We start from the raw sequence: 20,256 nt of genomic DNA on the forward strand, positions 1-20,256 counted from the left end.
CGGCGAGGCAGAATCGAATTGTAAAAATCTGCCAATGCATCCGCGATCCGCGTTACCAACAATTCAGGAAGTTCCCCTTATGCGAACAAACAGGATCTCCGTACAGTCAGCGCTAGGCCTGAGCCTGCTTGTACTCGGTTTGAACAGTGCCCGCGCGGACTTGCCCGCCGACACGATCGGCCAGACCACCCTGGCGTTCCCCGCTGAAGCTCACCGGGCGTTCGTCGTCGATGTCGAATTCGAAAGTTTCGTGGCCGGCCGGATCACCGTGGTCGACCCCGATCAGAAACGCGTGCTGGGCATGGTCCCGACCGGTTTTGCCGCGCCCTCGACCTTGAGCCATGACGGCAAGCTGATCTACAGCGCCGACATCTGGTATTCCCGTGGCACCCGTGGCACCCGCACCGACGTGCTGACCGCCTGGGATACCTCGACCCTGTCACCCGCCTGGGAAGTGCTGATTCCGAACAAGCGCGCCGAGTCGCTGACCCAGCGCTATGGCCTGAAGACCAGCGGCGATGACCGCTTCGTCTACGTCTACAACTTCACCCCGTCGACGTCGGTGACCGTGGTCGACACCCAGGCCAAGACCGTCGCCACGGAAATCGCCATTCCCGGTTGCGTGCTCAACTACCCGATCGGCAATCGCCGCTTCGCCTCGTTGTGCGGCGACGGCACTCTGCAAGTTGTGACCCTCAACGATCAAGGCCTGGAAGCCTCGCGCAGCCGCACGCCGTTCTTCGACCCGAACGCGGAAAAACTGGTGGAGCGCGCGGTCAACGTCGGTGACACCTATTACTTCACCACCACCACGGGCACCGTTCGCCCCGTGGACTTTACTGGCGACGCGCCGAAGATCCTGCCGAGCTGGTCGCTGGTCACCGACGCGGAGAAGAAAGCCGGCTGGGCACCCGGCGGATGGCAGCTGATGGCTGTCGCGCCGAAGCTCAACCGTTTGTACGTGTTGATGCACGACGCTCACGAACCGATGAAGTGGGAAGACCCGAGTACGTTCATCTGGGCGTATGACCTCAAGACCCAGAAGAAAATCGCCACCCTGGAAGCACCGGCACCGGTGTGGAGCCTGCAGGCAACGGGCGATGACAAGCCGCTGCTGCTGGGTGCCGATGTTGAAGGCGGCTTGCAGATTTTCGACCTGAAGACCAACCAGCACACCGGCAGCATGGCCAAGGTCGCGAAAACCGCGACTCAGGTCATGAGCTACTAACGAGGTTCGGCCATGCACTCAGATCCGATCTTCATCATTGCCAGCGCCCTCGCCATCTCGGTGTTGCTGGCCAGTGCCGCGACCCACAAGTTGCGGGCACCGGCGCGCTTCGCCAAGCAGCTGGCTGACTACCAACTGCTGCCCGATGCGCTGGTGCGCCCCGGTGCCCGGCTGATCCCGCTGCTGGAACTGGCCATCGCCTTCGCCTTGCTGGTGCCGTTCAGCCGTGGCTGGGCCGCGTTGAGCGCCGCCAGCCTGATCGCGCTGTACGCCGCCGCCATTGGCATCAACCTGTGGCGCGGTCGTCGCAACATCGACTGCGGCTGTGCCGGGCCGGACCAGGCGCAACCGCTGCGCCCGGTGCTGCTGTTGCGCAACAGCGTGCTGGTGGCGCTGGCGCTGCTGGCCAGCGTAGCGCCGATTGCCCGCGACATGACTGTGTTCGATGGCTTTGTGACGGTCGCTGCCAGCGCTGTCGCGTTGCTCATCTACGCCGCGGCCGATGGCCTGCTGGCGAACTCCCCTCTTCTGCTCAAATTGATTGGTAGGTGATCCAATGGAAGGCTTGATTGTTTCCAACGTTCTGCTCTGGGTATTGCTGGTGGCCGTGGCGTTTGTCGTCATGGGCCTGGTGCGTCAGATTGGTGTGCTGCATGGCCGACTGGCGCCAGCCGGCGCGCTGATGGTCGACAAAGGCGTGGCCGTCAACGAAGCCGCACCGCAAGTCACTGCCAGCGACCGTCATGGCCGCCCGGTGAACTTCGGCTACGCCGGCGAGAAATCGCAACTGCTGTTCTTCCTCTCGCCGACCTGCCCGATCTGCAAGTCGCTGCTGCCGGCGATCAAATCCATCGCCAAAGAACAGGCTGACCGCCTCGATGTGGTGTTCATCAGCGACGGCGACATGGACGCCCAGCAAGCGCTGATCCGCGAGCACAAACTGGACGACGCCACTTATGTGGTCGGGCCGGAAGTGGGCATGACCTATCAGATCGGCAAGCTGCCTTACGCGGCGCTGATCGACAAGACCGGCACCCTGCGCGCCAAAGGCCTGGTCAATTCCCGCGAGCACCTGGACAGCCTGTTCGAGGTTGAACACCTCAAGCACGCCACGCTGCAGCAATACCTCAATGCTCAGCCACACGATCACGACCACAGCCACGGCCATAGCCACTGATTAAGGCAGGGAGACGTTTATGAAACTGCTGGATCTGTTGTTTGAGCGCTCGACGCGCCGTGTTGCCGACACCACCTCGCGACGCAAACTGCTCGCGCGCATGGGCTCGCTGATGGTCGCCGGTGCTGCATTGCCGCTGCTGTTGCCGCTGGATCGCACCAGCAAGGCCCTGGCCGCCGACAACCCGAAAGCCGGTGACCCGGGCGATCCGAACAGCTGCGACTACTGGCGCTACTGTTCCATCGATGGCTTCTTGTGCAGCTGCTGCGGCGGGTCGGTGACGTCCTGCCCCCCGGGCACCGAAGCCTCGCAAGTGACCTGGATCGGCACCTGCCGCAACCCGGCCGACGGCAAGGACTACATCATTTCGTACAACGATTGCTGCGGTAAGCAAAGCTGCGCCCAGTGCGCCTGCACCCGTAACGACAGTGAAGAACCGGCCTATCGCCCGTTCAACAACAACGATGTGAACTGGTGCCTGGCCGCCAAATCGCACATCTATCACTGCACCGTTTCGATCATCCGTGGTGTCGCCGTTTAACGCGCATTGACCGTCGGTTGCTCGCGCAATCGGCGGTATTTTTTTTAATGCCAGTCGATCAACCCACAACACAACACAACACAACCGTAACCCGCAACCCGCAACCCGCAACCCGCAACCCGCAACGCTACGCAACCCGTAGCAGCTGTCGAGCCTGCGAGGCTGCGTTCGGCTGCGAAGCAGTCGTAAAACCTGCGCATGCGGTTTAACTGACACACCGCAGCGCATGGTTTGGCGACTGCTTCGCAGCCGAACGCAGCCTCGCAAGCTCGACAGCTGCTACAGAGCCGAACGCAGCCTCGCAAGCTCGACAGCTGCTACAGAGCTGAATGCAGGCTCGACAGCGGCTACGCCGGCGTAGTTCGGTGCATAGGGTGCGTTTTTCAGGTAATCAACAAGAGGTGCTCGTCATGCGTCGTTTGCTGTTGCTCGGTCTTGTCTGCGTCATGGCCACCCCGCTGGTGTACGCCCGAGCCATTCCCGATCCAGCCCAGCGTCATGCGCCGGGCAACGAAGAACTGCAAAAGCCCATCGCCGAGGCCGGGTACAGCGTTGGCGTGAACTACCAACTGCAATGCGCCGGCTGTCACTTGGGCAACGGCATGGGTTCCGCCGCCAATGACACGCCCCGGATGGCGGGGTTTGTCGGCAATTTCCTGAAAGTACCGGGCGGGCGTGAGTTTCTCGTGCGGGTGCCCGGTATGTCGCAGTCCGCGCTGAACAACGCGCAGTTGGCTGATCTGCTCAACTGGCTGATGCGTGAAGACGGCATGGCGGGAAAAAGCGCACCTGCCAACTATCAGCCCTACAGCGCCGATGAAGTCGCCGCGCTGCGCCACGAAACCATGCTCAACCTGCCAGGCACCCGCGCCGGGTTGATCAAGGCCATGCGTGCGCAAGGCATCGCCATCGAGGACGGGATGAACGATTGAGCCCCGGTTATCGACGCTTGCCTTCCTGCAGCCATTCGCGCGGACTGGTGCCGGTTTTACGGCGAAATGCCCGCGCCAGCGCCGAGGGGCTTTCGTAGCCGACTTCATCGGCAATCAGCGCAATCGACTTGCCTTCACGCAAGCGTTTCTGCGCCAGGCTGATCCGCCAGCTCACCAGGTAATCGACCGGCGTCTGCCCCACCACCAGACGAAAGTATTCGGCAAAACTGGCGCGCGACATGTTGGCCGCCGTCGAGAGTTCGGCCACGGTCCAGGCCTTGCCCGGTGAGTCGTGCATCAGGCTCAGGGAGCGCGCCAGGCGCGGGTCGGCGAGCCCGGCCATCATTCCCGGGCTCTGGTCGCGGTTGCTCAGAATGTGCCGCAGCAACTGAATCACCAGCAATTCGAACAACCGGTCCATCATCGCTTCGCGACCACAAATGCCACCGAAGGCTTCGTTGAACAACCATTCCAGGGTGCCGGCCATGGTCGGCACGTCATCGAGATCAAGGATCAGGTAATCGGGCAACGCTGCGGCCAGAGCATTCCCCGCGCCGCCATCAAAGGTCAGCGAGGCGCACACCAGTTGCGTGTCCGTGGCATCCGAGGCAAACAGTCGATGACGGTACGGCCGAGGGAAAAAGATCAACGTAGGCTTGGTCAGGTGCAGGGTGCGCTCATCGGCCAATTTGAGGTCCAGTTCGCCGACCTGGAGCAAATGCAGATGCCCACACGCCTGCTCGCCATCAAAGCCGGTGGTGCCGCAAAACGTCCCGCTGTGAAAGGTCCCGGCATTGACGCCGAAATGCGTGAGCAACGTGGACAAGCGATCCATGGACAGGCTCCCGAGGGCATATTTGGACGATCTGTCGCATATCCTCGACGATTTGCACCCTAAAGACCAGCTTGTCTCACTAGCATGAGCTCCGTACCCAGCGCACACCGCGCTTCACTCGACGGAGAATCACCATGAGCCGCATCAACACCCTGAGCCTTGAACACGCCACCGACGCCACCCGCCCGCTGCTGGAAGGCGTGCAGAAAAAAATCGGCTTTTTGCCGAATGTCTTCAAGACGCTGGCCCATGCACCCGCCGTGCTGTCGTCCTACCTGCAACAGTCTGTGGCCCTGGGCAAGACGTCCTTGAGCGCCACTGAAAAAGAAGCGATTTTCCTCGCCACGTCCCAGGTCAATGGCTGCGACTACTGCCTGGCGGCACACACGCTGTTTGCCGGCAAGGCCGGACTGTCGGCGCAAGACATCATCAGCGCTCGACACGGCCAGCTCAATGCATTTGCCACCCTCGCCCGGCAGATCACCGAAACCCGTGGCCACCTGAGCAACGAGCAGATTGAAGCGGCACGAGCAGCCGGTATCGACGATGCCAAGATCATTGAGGTGATTGCCCACGTGGCGTCACAGACGCTGACCAATTACCTGAACAATGCCGCCCTGACCGAGATCGACTTCCCGGCCATCGATGCCTGAATGCCACTGTTAACTTCGGAGTACCGGTTATGAACACTGTGACGCTTTACACCACCGACACCTGCCCGTACTGCCGCAACGCCAAGGCGCTGCTGGCCCGCAAGGGGATAGAGGCCTTGGAAATAAACGTTCAGGCTGAGCCTGGGAAGTTTGAGGAGATGATCAGCCGCAGCGGGCGTCGCAGCGTGCCGCAGATTTTTATCGGTAACACGCATGTTGGGGGCTTTGATGACCTGGCGAAGCTGGATCGCCAGGGTGGACTGATGTCGATGTTGGCTTGAAGCGATAACTGTGTCGCTTGTGATGGCCCCTTCGCGAGCAAGCCCGCTCCCACATTTGACCGAGTTTTCCAGTCGGACGCGGTCAAATGTGGGAGCGGGCTTGCTCGCGAAGGCGGCCTGACAGACACCGCAGCCACGCCAGACACTTCCCCATCACTTACGCGCCAACTTGTACCTCAAACAATCCTCATAAAAACCCTCACGGATCGCCGCCGGTTTGATCCGTGAGTTGCTGTCGTACGTCTGCTCGGTAATGCCCATGGCCATCATGCGCATCCATGGCTTGCTGAACTTGTACGCCTGCAACTTCTGGCGCGCGGCATACAGCGAGACGCCAGCCAGTTTCAGTTCCTGGGCCCTGGCAGCCGTCCCCGCCCCCCAGCTGCACATATAACGATCATTGGACACCAGCTCTCTGGCCTGGACCGAAGCAACCATGCTCGCCAGCCCACAGGCCATCAGCGTGATCATCACATTGCGCATTTGCATCCGACCCTAACTAACTGAATATAAATTGATTTTGGTCAATAACTCGACGCTTCGGGGCCAGCAAAATGCCTTACGTGCGCGATAGTTTGTTTTCTCGGTGTCTGACGGACATTTCTGGCGAGATTTCAAACCTTTGCTATAGCTAACACTTCCAAATGCAATTCAGTGAGGCAACGGAATGTCAGTCGCAAAGAAAATGACGGTGGGGCAACTGACGATGTTGACGGCCGTCAACATGTTGGGCTCAGGCATTGTGTTGTTGCCGACCAAACTCGCCGAAGTCGGCGGTATCTCCATTCTTTCCTGGCTGATCACGGCCACCGGTTCCCTGGCGCTGGCCTATGCCTTTGCGCGCTGCGGCATGCTCAGTCGCAAGACCGGGGGCATGGGCGGTTATGCCGAATACACCTTCGGCAAGGCCGGCAACTACATCACCAACTACACCTATGGCCTCTCGTTGTTGATTGCCAACGTGGCGATCAGCATTACGGCGGTCGGCTATATCCAGGAGCTGTTCCACATCAAGCTTGATTCACTGCAAGTGGGCCTGGCGACCATCGCGCTGTTGTGGATCACCACGTTCGCCAACTTCGGCGGCGCGCGGATTACCGGCCGGATCGGTGCGGTCACGGTCTGGGGAGTCATCGCGCCAGTAGTGCTGGTGTCCACCATCGGCTGGTTCTGGTTCGACAGCAGTGTCTACGCCGCCGGTTGGAACCCGCACAACATGGGCATGTTCGACGCCGCAGGTGCATCGGTGGCGATCACCTTGTGGGCGTTCCTCGGCCTGGAATCGGCGTGCGCCAACACCGACGCGGTGGAGAACCCAGAGAAGAACGTGCCGATTGCCGTACTCGGCGGCACCCTCGGCGCGGCGGTGATCTACATCGTTTCCACCAACGTCATCGCCGGTATTGTCGATAACCCGGAACTGGTTGCCTCCACCGCACCGTTCGGATTGGTCTTTGCCAAGATGTTCACCCCGTTGGTCGGCGATATTGTGATGGCCGCGATGGTACTCGCCTGCATCGGTTCGTTGCTGGGTTGGCAGTTCACCATTGCCCAGGTGTACAAAAGCTCGGCGGACACCGGTTATTTCCTGTCGATCTTCGCCAAGTCCAACAAGGCTGGCACACCAATTGTCGGCATGCTGGTCCTGCTGGCAGCGCAGACGGCGCTGGCGCTGCTCACCATCAGTCCGGACCTGAGCAAGCAGTTCGATACCCTGGTCAACCTCGCGGTAGTCACCAACCTGGTGCCGTACATCCTGTCCATGGCCGCCTTGATGACCATGCAAAAAGTCTCCAACGTTCCGGCGGGCAAAGCCCTGATCAGCAACATCATCGCCTGGATCGCGGCGGCCTATAGCTACCTGGCGCTCTACAGTTCGGGCGAGCAAGCGTTGATGCTCGGCGGTGTGGCGACCATTTTCGGTTACACGCTGTTCGGCTTCGTCAACAACCGCCTGATCCGTCTCGAAGCGCTCAACAACAGTGTGCCGACGCAGACCGTCAGCGCGCAGCACCTCACGGGCGAACCAGTGCCGGTGAATAGCTTGAATAAAGTCACTGTGGAGGTTTAATCATGACGGAATATAGACACTCGCTCGGGATGCTGACGCTATTGGTCAGCAGCCCGCCGGACAAACGCACCGTCTTCGGCCGCGCCTTGCAACAGTTGGTCAACGATGTGGAGGAACGCGCCGTCCACGTGCTGGCATCGGAAACCCTGAGCGATGCCACCTCGATCCTGCGTTCGGACCCGGCCATTCAATGTGTGCTGCTCAGCTGGGAAATGGACAAGAGCGAAGGCCACGAAGAATGCATCAACTTGCTGGTCAGCCTGCGTGAGCGCAACACCCGCGTACCGGTGTTCCTGATCAGCGACCGCAGCACCGCGTCGAGCATTCCGCTGGTGGTCATGCAGCACGCCGATGACTTCATCTGGCTGCCCGAAGACACCAGCCGTTTCCTCAGCGGGCGCATCCTGGCGGCCATCGAACGCTATCGCCAGGCCGCCCTGCCGCCGATGTTCGGTGCGCTGGTGAAGTTCTCCCGCACCTATGAATATTCCTGGCACACCCCAGGACACGCGGGCGGCACGGCGTTTCTGAAAAGCACCGCCGGGCGCGCGTTCTACGAGTTCTTCGGCGAAAACCTGCTGCGTTCCGACCTGTCGATTTCGGTCGGTGAACTCGGTTCGCTGCTCGATCACAGCGGCCCGATCGGCCAGGGCGAGCGTTACGCGGCCAAGGTCTTCGGCGCGCACCGCACCTATTACGTGACCAACGGCTCGTCGACCTCCAACCGCGTCATCCTGATGGCCAGCGTCACGCGCAATCAGATTGCCCTGTGCGACCGCAACTGCCACAAGTCCGCCGAGCATGCGATGACCCTGTCCGGGGCCATTCCGACGTACCTGGTGCCGACGCGAAACCGCTACGGCATCATCGGCCCGATCCTCCCGCAAACCCTGAGCGCCGAAGGTGTGAAAGCGGCCATTGCCAACAACCCGCTGGTCAAGAAAGGCATCGACCCGACGCCGGTACATGCCATCGTCACCAACTCCACCTACGACGGCCTGACCTACAACGTCACCCGTGTTGAAGAGCTGCTGGGCCAGAGCGTCGACCGCCTGCATTTCGACGAAGCCTGGTACGGTTACGCACGTTTCAACCCGCTGTATCGCGAACGCCATGCCATGCACGGCAGCCCGGACGATCACGACGACTCGAAGCCAACCGTGTTCGCCACCCAATCCACGCACAAGCTGTTGGCGGCGCTGTCCCAGGCCTCGATGATTCACGTGCGCAACGGCCGCAACCCGATCGAGCACGCGCGCTTCAACGAGTCGTTCATGATGCACGCCTCGACCTCGCCCAACTACGCGATCATGGCGTCCTGCGACGTCAGCTCGGCGATGATGGAAGCGCCGAGCGGGCAGATTCTCACCAGCGAATCCATCGAAGAAGCCGTGTCCTTCCGCCAGGTCATCTCGCGCATGCACCACGAGATGCAGAGCAAGAACGACTGGTTCTTCACTTGCTGGCAGCCACCCACCGTGCAGGTGGGCAATGCGCCGGTGCCGTTCCATGAGGTGGACCCGGTACTGCTGAAAACCGAGCCGAACTGCTGGGTCCTGCACCCGAACGAGGTGTGGCACGGTTTCGGTGACATCGAGGAAGGCTACTGCATGCTGGACCCGATCAAGGTCTCGGTGCTCAGCCCCGGCATGGGCGACGACGGCAACCTGCTCGCCTCGGGCATCCCGGCCTGCGTGCTCACGGCGTACCTCGGACGTCAGGGCATCGTGGTCGAGAAAACCACCGACTTCACCATCCTGTTCCTGTTCTCCATCGGCATCACCAAAGGCAAATGGGGCACGCTGGTCAATGCCCTGCTCGACTTCAAGCGCGACTATGACGACAACGTCGAACTGGAGTTGTGCCTGCCTGACCTGCTGGCCGCCAACCAGGCACGTTACGCCGGCATGGGCATCAAGGACCTGGCCGACGAAATCTTCGCTGCCATGAAGAAACACAAAACCACGTACAACATGTCACAGGCCTTCGGCACGCTGCCCAAAGCCGAATTCAGCCCGGTGGAGGCCTACGAAAAACTGGTGCGCAACGACATCGAACTGGTGACCCTGGAAGAAGCCGCCGGACGCATCGCCGCGACCGGCATCGTGCCTTATCCACCGGGCATTCCTTTGCTGATGCCGGGCGAAAACGCCGGGCCTGCGGATGGCCCGTTGCTGGCCTACCTCAAGGCCCTGGAAGCCTTCGACAAATCCTTCCCCGGGTTCACCCATGACACCCACGGGATCGAAGCCGAGGCCGGGGTTTACCGGATGTTGGTCCTGAAATGAGGTAGTCCCCACGTCCAGCGCTTTCGGCCGTCCATCAATGTGATGAGACGGCCACTCCCCTGTAGCAGCTGGCGAAGCCTGCGTTCGGCTGCGAAGCAGTCGTGAAATCAGCGTTCGCGGTGTGTCAGACAAACCTTGCAGGCTGAATTTACGACTGCTTCGCAGCCGAACGCAGGCTTCGCCAGCTGCTACACAAGGCGGGCGTCGCCATTGAAATATTGCCTGACAGGTATCAAAGCCTCTTTGCCGCTCCAAACGCTATGGGCAAACTCGATCGTCGCGCACTATGATTGAACCCCATGACGATCTCTGCTCCGATCCGCCAACCCTGCCCGCCCGGCGCCTGCGATTGCGGGCGTGACCCGCTGCTGGAAACACCGGGCGCGGATGTGCGCATCCTGCTGCTGACGCGAGCCGAGGAAAAACGCCTGATCGAACGCCTGGAAAACCTCCAGAGCCTGAGCGACCTCGAGCGTCTGCAACAGCGGATGTACGAACAGTTGGGCATCCGCATCAGCATCGTCCCCAGCTTCAACGAAGTGCGGACCATGCGCGGCATCGGCATCAACATCGGTGAATTGCCGGGGCTGTGCCGCAAGACCCGCGCCTCCATCCCGGCGGCCATTCGCCGCGCACTGGAGAAGCGACCGGAGATTGCCTACGAACTGCTCAACGCCAACGACCTGTTGCGCGACGCGTAAAATCGTTCCCTGTTTCGTCGTTGAAACAAGCCCCGTCCCCAACCTCGAAAAAGCCCTGTAAAGAGGATCAGCGGTCGTACGCAAACCGCCCGCCGCTGCTATGCCTTACTGGAAACACCCGCGTCACCCTGGTCCCGGCGCCAGCCAGGTGCGCGCAGACAAACAGGTGCCAATCCGTCGCAGGAGGTGGCAAATGTTATTCATCGTGAGTTGGTCGATCAGCCCGGAAAATCGCAACCGCGCGATCGAACGTTTCCTCAAGACCGGGGGCGCTCCACCCCAAGGCGTGACCATGAAGGGGCGCTGGCACGCCGTCGGCGGTTCCAGCGGTTTCGGCATTGCCGAGGCCAGTGACGTGGTGCCGGTTCAGCAATGGGTGCTGCAGTGGAACGACCTCATGAACATGGAAGTCCACGCGGCACTGACGGATGAGCAGATGGCGCCGCTGCTGGCAGGCGTTGGCGGCCAGTAATCGTCGTCGGGGCGGCGGGTGCTGCTCGCCGCCTCAGGTCACCCACTCGACCGACAGCGATTAATGCAGAGGCTATGAATGAAAAGGTTTCTCATTTATATTTGCAGCCGCTCTGCATCGCCTCAGGTCTATCATGCCGTTCGACCCCGCCAAGCCATCGCTGATCAGCACCCTGGTGCGTCACTACGACGAACTGGTCGACCATGTGCGTCGACGGTTTGGTGATCGGGGTTTTGCCCGCGAAGTGGTGCATGACGTCTGCGTGCAATTGCTGGAAAAACGCGAACGAGAGGATGTGCGCACGCCGTTGGCCTTGCTGCGCAAGATTTCCCACGACCAGGCGGTCAGCCGTTATCGCAGCGAACGTCGGCGCCAGGCCTGGATCGTCGCCCTGCCCGACCTGACCGAGCCGGTGTGCGAAGCGCCCCTGCCGCCGCGTCAATATGAGGCCGCGCGTGAATTCGAGCGCCTGGCCGAAGCCATCGCACAATTGCCGCCGCGCTGCCAAATGGTCTTCGTCATGCACAAGATCCATGAACTGCCGCAGGCCGAAGTGGCGGCTCAGATGGGCGTTTCCCTGAAGACCGTTGAAAAGCACCTGCGCCTGGGACTGGCCGCCTGCCGCGCCTACCTTGATGGCATTGATCCTGATTCCACGGAGCGTGCCCAGTGAGCCCTACGCCCGCCTCAACACCGCCACTGTCCCGTGAAGATGAAGCACTCGCGCGCCATCGTGAAGAACTGCGCAATCGCTTTCCGCTGCCGACGCCAACTCCCCGCAAGCCGCGCAAAACGCTGGGGGCGGCGGCGCTGCTGGTATTGATGGGCGCGGGCCTGGCCTGGATCAACCCGGCGTATCACAGCGAGCAGTTCCACACCGTGATCGGCGAGCGTCGGCTGGTGAAACTGGCCGACGGCAGCCGCATGACCCTGGACAGCGACACCCGGGTCACGGTCGCCTGGCATCTGCGCACTCGACACGTGCAACTGGAGACCGGGCAGGCGCTGTTCGATGTGTCGAAGACCAAACTCCGCCCGTTCCGTGTGGACGCAGGCACTGCCCAAGTCAACGTCCTCGGCACGTTGTTCAGCGTCAGCCACCTCAAGGATGCCGTGCGCGTGACGCTGGTCCGTGGCGCCGTCAGCGTCAACACCCGCGCAGACGCCGGACGCACCGTGCAACTGGTGCCGGGCCAGCAAGTCGATGTGCGGCAACACCAGCTGCAACAACCGGTCAATGTCGACACCGAGGCCGCCATTGCCTGGAAGGACAATCGGCTGATTTTCGACCGTACGCCGCTGGCCGAGGCACTGGGGCAAATCCAGCGCTACCGCAAACCATCCATTGTGCTCGATGAGCCGAGCCTGGCCAGCCTGCCGATCAGCGGCGTGTTCGACAACCGTAACGTCGAAGACTTGTTGAGCCTGTTGCCGAGCATCCTGCCCTTGAGCCTCAACACCGACGCCGATGGCACCACGCATGTGCGACGCAAGGCGGTGAAAAAATAATGTCCGACAGAGGTAGGGTTTTTCCGCACACGTGGCGGCTAGTAAGGCAGACCCCACTTTCCAAGGAACACCGTCCATGAAGCACCGCCGGCATTTGCCTTTGTCCGTCCTCGCCAGCAGCCTGCTGTTCGCCCTGCCGGCGCAGGCCCAGGACAAGGTTGAACTCGACCTGCCGAGCACCAGCCTGGACAAGGCGCTCAATGCCCTGGCGCGGCAATCGTCGGTGCAGATCATCTTTGCCAGCGACATTACCGCGGGCAAAACCACGCCCGCTATCAAGGGCAGCTACACACCGCAACAAGCCTTGTCGCAACTGCTCGACCACAGCGGCCTGCAATCGCGGGTGCGCGATGAGCACACGTTTATCATCGTCCCGGCACAGGAACCGGCGGCCGCCAAACCGCCCGAAGTGCAGTACATCGCGCCAATGGTGATCAAGGGCGACGTGCTCGGTGGCGCCACGGACCCGGAGGTCCTCACCTACCCCGGCAGCCGTTCGATGGTCAAGGAAGAAGACCTGAAAAAAGCCAGCGTGCGTGGGGTCGACGATGCGTTGCAACGGGTTCCCGGGGTGAAAATCTTCGACGAAACCGGCACCGGCGCCTTGCCGCAGATTTCCGTCCGGGGCCTGTATGAAAGCCGCAGCGGCCGGGTCCAGGCCTTGTCCGACGGCATTCCCCTGGCCCTCGCGCCTTACGGCCAGACCGGTTTGTCGCTGTTCCCGGTGACCCTCGCGACCGTCGACCGGATCGACATCGTGCGCGGTGGCGCCGCCGTGCAATACGGCCCGAACAACGTCGGCGGGGTGATCAACTTCATCAGCAAGCCGATCCCCCAGGCATGGGAAACCACCTTGCAGGAACGCCCCACGTTCAATGCTGGCGGCCGCCAATTGTGGGACCCCTACGTCGGCCCCGGCGGTTACCTGACCGACAACTTCGGCCTGCAACTGGACCTCAACACCATTAACGGTGAAACCGCCCGCGAGCATTCCGACACCGATATCCAGAACTATCGCCTGCGTGGCCAATGGAACATCGATGATGAGCGCGACTTGAGTTTCGGTGTGCAACATTACAAGGCTGACATGGACCTGGCCGGTGCTCTCAGCGTCAAGGATTACAAGGACGACCCTCGCCAGTCGACCCGGCCGCTGGACCGTTTCGAAGGTGACACCGACCGCGTCTGGGGCACCTACACCCAACAACTGGGCGCGATGGGCCCGTTCGATTCGGTGGAATTCAGCTGGACCAACTTCGCCCACAACAGCTACCGCAACTTCGTGGTCGGCCTGCCCTTCACCCCGGACGGCGCGGCGGTCACCAAGCAGGATGGCCCGCGCGACTTCAAGGTCTGGGGCACTGAACCGCGCCTGAGCATGAGCATCGATGGCGACAGCCTCAGCCAGACCTGGTTGCTGGGGGCGCGTTACGTCAAGGAAGACATCGACTACAAGGTCAACCGCCAAAGCCTCGCCACCGGTACGACCACGCCGTTCCGCGACTGGACCTTCGACGACGATGCCAAGGCGTTTTACCTCAGCAACGCCATCGGCCTGCTCGACAACCGGCTGACCATCACGCCGGGCGTGCGTTACGAAAACGCGCGCATGAACTACGACGACGGCATCACCGGTTTCCAGCACGAAAACAAATCCGAAGAGTGGCTGCCCGGCCTGACCGTGGGTTTCCAGGCCAGTGATGCCTGGTTCGTCTACGCCAACGCGCAAAAATCCCTGCGCCCGCCGCAGGTGACGCAGATCGTCAAGGAAGGTGACGTCGGCGCCGAATTGGCCTGGAACTATGAGACCGGCGTGCGTTACACCCCATGGCAAGGCCTGCGGGTGGACGCCGGCCTGTACCGCATCGATTTCAGCGATCAGATCGTCTTCAACGCGACCACCGACCGCTTCGACAACCTCGGCAGCACCCGTCACCAGGGCATCGAGACCGAAGTGTTCTGGACTCCGGCCGCGCTGCCCGATCTCGATCTGCACGCCAGCTACGCCTACCTCGACGCCAAACAGCGCAACGGCACCTTCAAGGGCAATGAAGTACCGTTCGCCTCGAGAAACCAGTTCAACGTCGACGGCCGTTATCGCTTCGCCGAACACTGGACCTACAGCCTCGATGGCCTGTTCGTCAGCAGCGCCTACACCGACGCCGCCAACTCCGGTGACGAGGACAGGACCGCATCGGTGGGCAAACTCCCGGCCTATTGGCTATGGAACACTGCAATTGAACGTGAGTTCAAACTCCAGGATCACCGCCTGCTGACCGCCTCGGCCGGGGTCAGCAACCTGTTCAATCGCGAGTATTACTTTCGCGGCATCGACACCAGCCCATGGGGCCGTCAACCGGCACCGGAGCGTTCGTTGACGCTGGGGCTCAATTACCGGTTCTGATTCCACGAAAAGATCGCAGCCTCGTTTTACTCGACAGCTCCTACATTTGGAATGCGTATCCCCTGTAGGAGCTGTCGAGTAAAACGAGGCTGCGATCTTTTGATCTTCGCGACTAACGCACCTTGCGCAACAGGAAGTGCGACAGCGCCGGGATCAGCACCAACGCCCCAACCATGTTCCAGATAAACATGAACGTCAGCAGGATGCCCATGTCCGCCTGGAACTTGATCGGCGACCAGGCCCAGGTGATGACGCCAGCGGCCAGGGTGATGCCCACCAATGCCACGACTTTTCCAGTGAATGCCACCGCATTGCGGTAAGCCTCGGTCAACGACAAACCGGCACGCTGCTGCGCCAATTGCACGCTCAGCAGGTACAACGCGTAATCCACACCGATGCCCACACCCAGGGCGATCACCGGCAGCGTGGCGACTTTCACCCCCATACCGAGCCACACCATCAGCGCTTCGCAAAGAATCGAGGTCAGCATCAACGGCACCACCGCCACCACCACCGCGCGCCAACTGCGGAAGGTGATGAAGCACAGCACAATCACCGCGCCGTACACGTACAACAGCATGGTCCGATTGGCGTCACGCACGACGATGTTGGTCGCCGCTTCGATCCCGGCACTGCCGGCAGCCAGCATGAACTGGCGTTCGCCGTTGCTGTGCTCACGGGCAAAGGTTTCGGCCACTTGCACCACGCGGTCAAGGGTTTCGGCCTTGTGGTCGGACAGATACGCCACGATCGGCATCATCGAGCAATCGTTGTTGAACAGATCAGGGCTGCTGACCGAGGCTTGCTGCGCAGCGTAATTGAGCACGTTCTGGTTGCGGGCGATGGTCAGCCACTTCGGGTTGCCCTCGTAGGAACCGGCGGTGATCTGCCGCACCGCGTTGACCAGCGACACGGTGGTTTGCACACCCGGTTGCTGTTGCAACAGCCAACCCAGGCGATCGGCCTCCACCAGGCTTTCATATTTCAGGCAGCCTTCGCTGGGGGTCTTGAGCATGATCGCGAACTGGTCGCTGGACAGCGAATAGTTAGCGGTGATGTAGGCGTTGTCGCGGTTGTAACGCGAGTCGGAGCGCAGTTCCGGCGCGCCGGGGTCAAGGTCACCGATCTTCAGATGATGGCTGACAACAATCCCGCCCACCGCCAACAGACCTGCGACCGTCACGGCAACGCTGGCCCAGCGGCGCTCGGTGAACTTGTCGAGGAAACTCCAGAGCGCGCCGATGCCTTTGCCGCGCAGTTCTTTATTCTCTGCGCGCAGACTGCGCTCGGCCGCCTTGCGGCTGACGCCCCAATAGGACAGCAATACCGGCAACAGCACCAGGTTGGTGAAGATCAGCACCGCGACACCGATGCTCGCGGTGATTGCCAGGTCCTGGATCACCGGAATGTCGATCAGCATCAACACCGCAAAACCGACGGCATCCGCAAGCAACGCGGTAAGGCCAGCGAGGAACAGTCGGCGGAAGGTATAGCGCGCCGCGACCAATTGGTGAGTGCCGCGCCCGACGTCCTGCATGATCCCGTTCATCTTCTGCGCGCCGTGGGACACGCCAATGGCAAATACCAGGAACGGCACCAGAATCGAGAACGGGTCCAGCGCAAAGCCAAACATCGCGACCAGGCCCAATTGCCAGACGACCGCGATCACCGAACAGAGGATCACCAGCGCCGTGCTGCGCACGCAGCGGGTGAAGTAAAAGATGATTGCCGTGGCGATCAACGCCGCGGCGCCGAAGTACAGCATGACCTGCATCAGGCCATCGATCAGGTCGCCCACCAGTTTGGCAAAGCCGATGACGCGAATCTTGATCGGGCCTTTGCCCTCCTCGCCCGTAACGCGGACGCTGCCGGCGAACTCGTACTTGTTGCGCAGTTTCTCCTCGAGGGTTTTCGAGAACTGGTGGTAATCGATGCCCTGGCCGGTGACCGGGTCTTTCTCCAGCAGCGGCACGAAGATCATGCTCGACTTGAAGTTGTTGCCAATCAGGCTCCCGACGATGCCCGAGCGGGCGATGTTCTGCCGCAGTTGCTGCACGCTCTGCGCCGAACCGTCATAGGAATCGGGCATCACCGGACCGCCCTGGAAGCCTTGTTCGGTGACTTCGGTCCAGCGCACCGCCGGGGTCCACAGCGATTTCATCCAGGCACGATCGACGCCCGGGGTCACGAACAGTTCGTCGTTGATTTCCTTCAAGGCGTCCAGATAGTGCGGATCGAAAATGTCGCCGTTGCTGCTCTCCACCACTACCCGCACCGCATTACCGAGACCCCGCAAGGCCTGGCGGTTTTCCAGGTAGTTTTTGATGAAGGGCTGACTCTGCGGGATCATCTTTTCGAAGCTGGCATTGAGCGTCAGCCGCGTGGTCGCGAAAAACCCCAGCGCTACCGTTACCAGCAGGCAAGCCAGCACGACCATCAGGCGGTTGTTGAAAATCAGCCGTTCCAGGGCGTTGCCCGAGCGTGCATCGAAGCCCTTCAGCTCCTGGATGACCGGCATTGTTTCGAGTTCGTAGTGACCCATCATGGTGTTCTCTTTGTAATGCCGGGCTTATTCAAGCGGCAACTGCCGCAGGCCACGGGTGCCCGCGAGCACCAGTGAACCGCCAGTGGCCACCTGCGCGGCAGCGACCGGGGCCAGTGGGGTGTTCGGCTGAAGTTGAAAACTTGCACCGTCGTCAGTGCTGACCAGTACATGACCGGCCTGGCTGACCAGTACGATCCGGCCATCGGCGGTGACGCTGCTGGCGGTAATGCTCAGGGGCAGGCCGAGGTCGATCTTGTTCCAGCTCATTGCGCCATCGGTGCTGCGAAAGACGTTGCCACGCAAGCCGAACACCAGCGACGCACCGGGTTTGCCGGTGATGCCGAAAAAGCTGCCGTTGTAGGCCGTGGGGGTGGCGTTGAAGCGACCGCTGGTGCGATCCAGTTTCATCACCAGGCCTTGCTCGCCGACGATGAACAAGTCGTCACCCACCGGCCGCAGTGCATAGAGATTCAGCGCACTCGGGTTGTCGGTGCGCTCAAGCAAGGGCGCCCGGCTGAGACCGCCGTTGTCAGTGCGAAAAATCAGGTTGAACGCGCCGACGATATAGCCGACTTGATCGTTTTCGAACCAGACATCGAGGAACGGTTTGTCGGCGCCCTCCTCGACCATGCGTTGAGCGTCGCTGACCCGTGCTTGCAGGTCGGCGTCATCCGGTTGCCTGGCGAGTTGATGCTGGTAGTAATCGAGCAGGATCGGCCCGACCTGGCGCCCGTCCAGTTGCCGGTTCCAGGTCTGGCCGGCGTCGTTGCTGTGCAGGACCACGCCATCGTGCCCTACCGCCCAGCCTTGTTGCGGATTCGCAAAGTGCACGGCGACCAGGTCGGAACTGACCGGCACCTGCGCCTGCTGCCAATGCTCACCGGCGTCATCGGAATACACAATGTGCCCGCGCTGGCCTACAGCAATCAGCCGCTCGCCGGCCTCGGTCAATCCGGTCAACGTCGCCCGGGCAGCCAGCTCACTGCGAATCGCAGGCGTGTCGAGGACATCGGCAAACTCACCGGCAATCACTGGCCGGGTAAACGGAACGGCCATCGCAGCCGTCAGTGCAGTCAGCAAAAACCACTTGGTCATCGTCATTATTATTATCTCGGATTCGCACCACAGCTCCCTGTAGGAGCTGCCGAGTGAAACGAGGCTGCGATCTCTTGTTCTTTAAAAACAACATCAAAAGATCGCAGCCTCGTTTCTCTCGTCAGCTCCTACAGTTCCTACAGGGATCGTGGGGTTTATCGGATACCAGTACCGGCCAGCGACTCGGCAGACCATTGGGCCTTGGACAGTGGGTCGATGTACTTGAGGCCGCCGTAAGGACCGTAGAAACCGTTGACGTTGTAGGCGCCGGAAACCAGGTCGTAGAGCATATGGTTGATGGTGTCCGGAGCCTGCACGTCGTAGCTGTAGGTCAGGTGCGAGAAGCCGCCGCGGTAGAGCTGGCCACGGCCGTCATACTCGTCGGACGCCAATGCGATCCAGCTGTCTTCGTCGAGGTAGAAGGTGCGCTTGCTGTAGATGTGGCGCTTGCCCGGTTTCAGCGTGGCCTCGACTACCCACACGCGGTGCAGCTCCCAACGCAGTAAGTCCGGGTTGACGTGGTTGGCCTTCATCACGTCGACCGCGTCCTTGTGGTAGCTCAGCTTGTAGGTGTTGTACGGCACGTAGAGTTCTTTCTTGCCGACCAGTTTGAAGTCGTAGCGGTCCATCGCGCCGTTGAACAGAAACGCGTCGTCGTAGGTCGCGGCGCCAACAGTGCCTGGGTTTGGCGTGTCGTAAGCCAGGTCCGGCGCGAGTTTCACCCGACGTTGCCCCGGCAGGTATTGCCAGGCACGACGTGGCTGTTTCAGCGGGTTGACCGAATCCATCAGCAACAGCGCTTCACCGGCACGGCGGGCCGGGCCGGAGTACGCCAGTTTGATTTTGTAGAACACCTCATCCGCCGACACCGGGCCGACCGGGCGTGCCGGCGAGTACAGCGGGTATTCGATGAAGAAGTTACCGGTGGAACTCAGCGATGCAGCGCCGGAGGAGTCGACGTTCCACGAGTCGTACTTGTTGGTCATGGCCACGCCTTGATAACGCAGCAAGTGGTTCCACATCGCTTCGTTACCGTCGGCCGGGATCGGGAACGGCACGCCCGGCAGGACGTTTTCCAGCGACAGGCCACCGTCGGTGGTCTTGGCGGTCACGGCGTTTTTCGCGGTGTTGTCCAGCACTCCTTTGGGCAGTGCGACGCTGCGGTGAGTCGGGTACACATCGAGACGATAGGAGGGGTAACGAGTGAGCAACGCCTGGGCTGTCGCGGTGAGTTTGTCTTTCTGCTCGACAAGGTTTTTGGTGGTGATGACCAGGCGCGGTTTCTCAGCCTCGAACGGGTCCGGACGAAACGCGTCGCCGGCTTTGAACCCGGCCGGGATCGCCGTCAGGCCGCCGGTGTATGCCGGAATGCTGCCGTCGGCGTTGGCGGCTTTTTCCGCGCCTACCGACGTCAGGCTAGTGCCCAGTTTAGCGGCCTGATCGGCGCTGACTGCCGCGTGAGCGGAGCCTGCGACGGCCAGCGCCAGGGCGCTGGCCACTACTGATTTAACCAAATTCATAGGG

At 61.3% G+C, this 20,256-nt stretch carries 19 protein-coding genes; 14 read left to right on the top strand and 5 right to left on the bottom strand.

Translation table 11 applies throughout. The annotated features are described in order from the left end of the window. The first annotated feature begins 79 nt into the window (after window positions 1-79). The 5 genes from AEQ67_RS05060 (at window position 80) to AEQ67_RS05080 (ending at window position 3,878) form a co-directional block, all read left to right on the top strand. Window positions 80-1,228 carry an amine dehydrogenase large subunit gene (locus tag AEQ67_RS05060; protein ID WP_059402794.1) on the top strand — a complete coding sequence of 383 codons (1,149 nt, stop codon included), beginning with the start codon at window positions 80-82 and terminating at the stop codon, window positions 1,226-1,228. A 12-nt stretch (window positions 1,229-1,240) separates the two neighbouring features. Further along, the gene (locus AEQ67_RS05065; protein ID WP_059402795.1) at window positions 1,241-1,780 is read left to right on the top strand and encodes a MauE/DoxX family redox-associated membrane protein; all 540 of its coding nucleotides are present in this window, start codon (window positions 1,241-1,243) and stop codon (window positions 1,778-1,780) included. A gap of 4 nt (window positions 1,781-1,784) precedes the next feature. Then, on the top strand, window positions 1,785-2,405 hold the full coding sequence (mauD, locus tag AEQ67_RS05070; RefSeq protein WP_059402796.1) for a methylamine dehydrogenase accessory protein MauD: 621 nt from the start codon (window positions 1,785-1,787) through the stop codon (window positions 2,403-2,405). Window positions 2,406-2,424: 19 nt separating this feature from the next. Next, on the top strand, window positions 2,425-2,946 hold the full coding sequence (locus tag AEQ67_RS05075) for a methylamine dehydrogenase light chain (protein WP_008079640.1): 522 nt from the start codon (window positions 2,425-2,427) through the stop codon (window positions 2,944-2,946). A gap of 410 nt (window positions 2,947-3,356) precedes the next feature. Next, a complete protein-coding gene (locus AEQ67_RS05080; protein ID WP_059402797.1) occupies window positions 3,357-3,878 on the top strand; it encodes a hypothetical protein in 522 nt (173 codons plus the stop codon). A gap of 7 nt (window positions 3,879-3,885) precedes the next feature. Here the strand turns inward: AEQ67_RS05080 and AEQ67_RS05085 are convergent, their stop codons facing one another. Beyond that, the gene (locus AEQ67_RS05085) at window positions 3,886-4,713 is read right to left on the bottom strand and encodes an AraC family transcriptional regulator (protein ID WP_059402798.1); all 828 of its coding nucleotides are present in this window, start codon (window positions 4,711-4,713) and stop codon (window positions 3,886-3,888) included. Window positions 4,714-4,847: 134 nt separating this feature from the next. On the opposite strand from AEQ67_RS05085, the gene AEQ67_RS05090 reads away from it, so the two are divergent. Next, a complete protein-coding gene (locus AEQ67_RS05090; protein WP_059402799.1) occupies window positions 4,848-5,366 on the top strand; it encodes a carboxymuconolactone decarboxylase family protein in 519 nt (172 codons plus the stop codon). Between the two features lie 29 nt (window positions 5,367-5,395). Next, on the top strand, window positions 5,396-5,647 hold the full coding sequence (gene grxC / locus AEQ67_RS05095) for a glutaredoxin 3 (RefSeq protein WP_059402800.1): 252 nt from the start codon (window positions 5,396-5,398) through the stop codon (window positions 5,645-5,647). Window positions 5,648-5,800: 153 nt separating this feature from the next. Here grxC and AEQ67_RS05100 read toward each other — a convergent pair whose 3' ends face one another. Next, window positions 5,801-6,136, bottom strand: a complete 336-nt coding sequence (locus AEQ67_RS05100; protein WP_082377781.1) for a hypothetical protein — start codon at window positions 6,134-6,136, stop codon at window positions 5,801-5,803. A 178-nt stretch (window positions 6,137-6,314) separates the two neighbouring features. On the opposite strand from AEQ67_RS05100, the gene potE reads away from it, so the two are divergent. The 7 genes from potE to AEQ67_RS05135 all read left to right on the top strand — a co-directional run bounded on the left by potE (window position 6,315) and on the right by AEQ67_RS05135 (window position 15,092). Further along, on the top strand, window positions 6,315-7,718 hold the full coding sequence (gene potE / locus AEQ67_RS05105; protein ID WP_059402801.1) for a putrescine-ornithine antiporter: 1,404 nt from the start codon (window positions 6,315-6,317) through the stop codon (window positions 7,716-7,718). 2 nt (window positions 7,719-7,720) lie between these two features. Continuing rightward, a complete protein-coding gene (locus tag AEQ67_RS05110) occupies window positions 7,721-10,006 on the top strand; it encodes an Orn/Lys/Arg decarboxylase N-terminal domain-containing protein (protein ID WP_059402802.1) in 2,286 nt (761 codons plus the stop codon). Window positions 10,007-10,305: 299 nt separating this feature from the next. Further along, a complete protein-coding gene (locus AEQ67_RS05115) occupies window positions 10,306-10,707 on the top strand; it encodes a hypothetical protein (RefSeq protein ID WP_059402803.1) in 402 nt (133 codons plus the stop codon). Window positions 10,708-10,900: 193 nt separating this feature from the next. Continuing rightward, the gene (locus tag AEQ67_RS05120; RefSeq protein ID WP_059402804.1) at window positions 10,901-11,179 is read left to right on the top strand and encodes a DUF3303 domain-containing protein; all 279 of its coding nucleotides are present in this window, start codon (window positions 10,901-10,903) and stop codon (window positions 11,177-11,179) included. A 133-nt stretch (window positions 11,180-11,312) separates the two neighbouring features. Continuing rightward, window positions 11,313-11,852: an RNA polymerase sigma factor gene (locus AEQ67_RS05125; protein ID WP_059402805.1), complete on the top strand. Its 540-nt coding sequence runs from the start codon at window positions 11,313-11,315 to the stop codon at window positions 11,850-11,852. Continuing rightward, window positions 11,849-12,688 (top strand): FecR family protein, encoded by an 840-nt coding sequence (locus AEQ67_RS05130; RefSeq protein ID WP_082377782.1) that lies wholly within the window; start codon window positions 11,849-11,851, stop codon window positions 12,686-12,688. The genes AEQ67_RS05125 and AEQ67_RS05130 overlap by 4 nt, the downstream gene beginning before the upstream one ends. A gap of 76 nt (window positions 12,689-12,764) precedes the next feature. Then, complete coding sequence (locus AEQ67_RS05135; protein ID WP_082377783.1) at window positions 12,765-15,092, top strand: TonB-dependent siderophore receptor; 2,328 nt, start codon at window positions 12,765-12,767, stop codon at window positions 15,090-15,092. A 112-nt stretch (window positions 15,093-15,204) separates the two neighbouring features. Here AEQ67_RS05135 and AEQ67_RS05140 read toward each other — a convergent pair whose 3' ends face one another. The 3 genes from AEQ67_RS05140 to AEQ67_RS05150 all read right to left on the bottom strand — a co-directional run bounded on the left by AEQ67_RS05140 (window position 15,205) and on the right by AEQ67_RS05150 (window position 20,252). Then, a complete protein-coding gene (locus AEQ67_RS05140; RefSeq protein ID WP_059402931.1) occupies window positions 15,205-17,634 on the bottom strand; it encodes an efflux RND transporter permease subunit in 2,430 nt (809 codons plus the stop codon). A 27-nt stretch (window positions 17,635-17,661) separates the two neighbouring features. Further along, the gene (locus AEQ67_RS05145) at window positions 17,662-18,738 is read right to left on the bottom strand and encodes a WD40/YVTN/BNR-like repeat-containing protein (RefSeq protein ID WP_059402806.1); all 1,077 of its coding nucleotides are present in this window, start codon (window positions 18,736-18,738) and stop codon (window positions 17,662-17,664) included. A 149-nt stretch (window positions 18,739-18,887) separates the two neighbouring features. Then, window positions 18,888-20,252, bottom strand: a complete 1,365-nt coding sequence (locus tag AEQ67_RS05150; RefSeq protein ID WP_059402807.1) for a DUF1329 domain-containing protein — start codon at window positions 20,250-20,252, stop codon at window positions 18,888-18,890. Between the last annotated feature and the right edge of the window lie 4 nt (window positions 20,253-20,256).

The organism is Pseudomonas sp. RIT-PI-q, from assembly GCF_001297125.1.
Lineage (GTDB): Bacteria > Pseudomonadota > Gammaproteobacteria > Pseudomonadales > Pseudomonadaceae > Aquipseudomonas.

What these genes read in the sequence shown, in the direction of transcription:
- AEQ67_RS05075 (WP_008079640.1), top strand. Translation starts at nt 2,425, where the DNA reads ATGAAACTGCTGGATCTGTTGTTTGAGCGCTCGACGCGCCGTGTTGCC.
- grxC (WP_059402800.1), top strand. Translation starts at nt 5,396, where the DNA reads ATGAACACTGTGACGCTTTACACCACCGACACCTGCCCGTACTGCCGC.
- AEQ67_RS05140 (WP_059402931.1), bottom strand. Translation starts at nt 17,634, where the DNA reads ATGGGTCACTACGAACTCGAAACAATGCCGGTCATCCAGGAGCTGAAG.
- AEQ67_RS05060 (WP_059402794.1), top strand. Translation starts at nt 80, where the DNA reads ATGCGAACAAACAGGATCTCCGTACAGTCAGCGCTAGGCCTGAGCCTG.
- AEQ67_RS05110 (WP_059402802.1), top strand. Translation starts at nt 7,721, where the DNA reads ATGACGGAATATAGACACTCGCTCGGGATGCTGACGCTATTGGTCAGC.
- AEQ67_RS05145 (WP_059402806.1), bottom strand. Translation starts at nt 18,738, where the DNA reads ATGACGATGACCAAGTGGTTTTTGCTGACTGCACTGACGGCTGCGATG.
- AEQ67_RS05090 (WP_059402799.1), top strand. Translation starts at nt 4,848, where the DNA reads ATGAGCCGCATCAACACCCTGAGCCTTGAACACGCCACCGACGCCACC.
- mauD (WP_059402796.1), top strand. Translation starts at nt 1,785, where the DNA reads ATGGAAGGCTTGATTGTTTCCAACGTTCTGCTCTGGGTATTGCTGGTG.
- AEQ67_RS05135 (WP_082377783.1), top strand. Translation starts at nt 12,765, where the DNA reads ATGAAGCACCGCCGGCATTTGCCTTTGTCCGTCCTCGCCAGCAGCCTG.
- potE (WP_059402801.1), top strand. Translation starts at nt 6,315, where the DNA reads ATGTCAGTCGCAAAGAAAATGACGGTGGGGCAACTGACGATGTTGACG.
- AEQ67_RS05100 (WP_082377781.1), bottom strand. Translation starts at nt 6,136, where the DNA reads ATGCAAATGCGCAATGTGATGATCACGCTGATGGCCTGTGGGCTGGCG.
- AEQ67_RS05080 (WP_059402797.1), top strand. Translation starts at nt 3,357, where the DNA reads ATGCGTCGTTTGCTGTTGCTCGGTCTTGTCTGCGTCATGGCCACCCCG.
- AEQ67_RS05065 (WP_059402795.1), top strand. Translation starts at nt 1,241, where the DNA reads ATGCACTCAGATCCGATCTTCATCATTGCCAGCGCCCTCGCCATCTCG.
- AEQ67_RS05125 (WP_059402805.1), top strand. Translation starts at nt 11,313, where the DNA reads ATGCCGTTCGACCCCGCCAAGCCATCGCTGATCAGCACCCTGGTGCGT.
- AEQ67_RS05085 (WP_059402798.1), bottom strand. Translation starts at nt 4,713, where the DNA reads ATGGATCGCTTGTCCACGTTGCTCACGCATTTCGGCGTCAATGCCGGG.
- AEQ67_RS05150 (WP_059402807.1), bottom strand. Translation starts at nt 20,252, where the DNA reads ATGAATTTGGTTAAATCAGTAGTGGCCAGCGCCCTGGCGCTGGCCGTC.
- AEQ67_RS05115 (WP_059402803.1), top strand. Translation starts at nt 10,306, where the DNA reads ATGACGATCTCTGCTCCGATCCGCCAACCCTGCCCGCCCGGCGCCTGC.
- AEQ67_RS05120 (WP_059402804.1), top strand. Translation starts at nt 10,901, where the DNA reads ATGTTATTCATCGTGAGTTGGTCGATCAGCCCGGAAAATCGCAACCGC.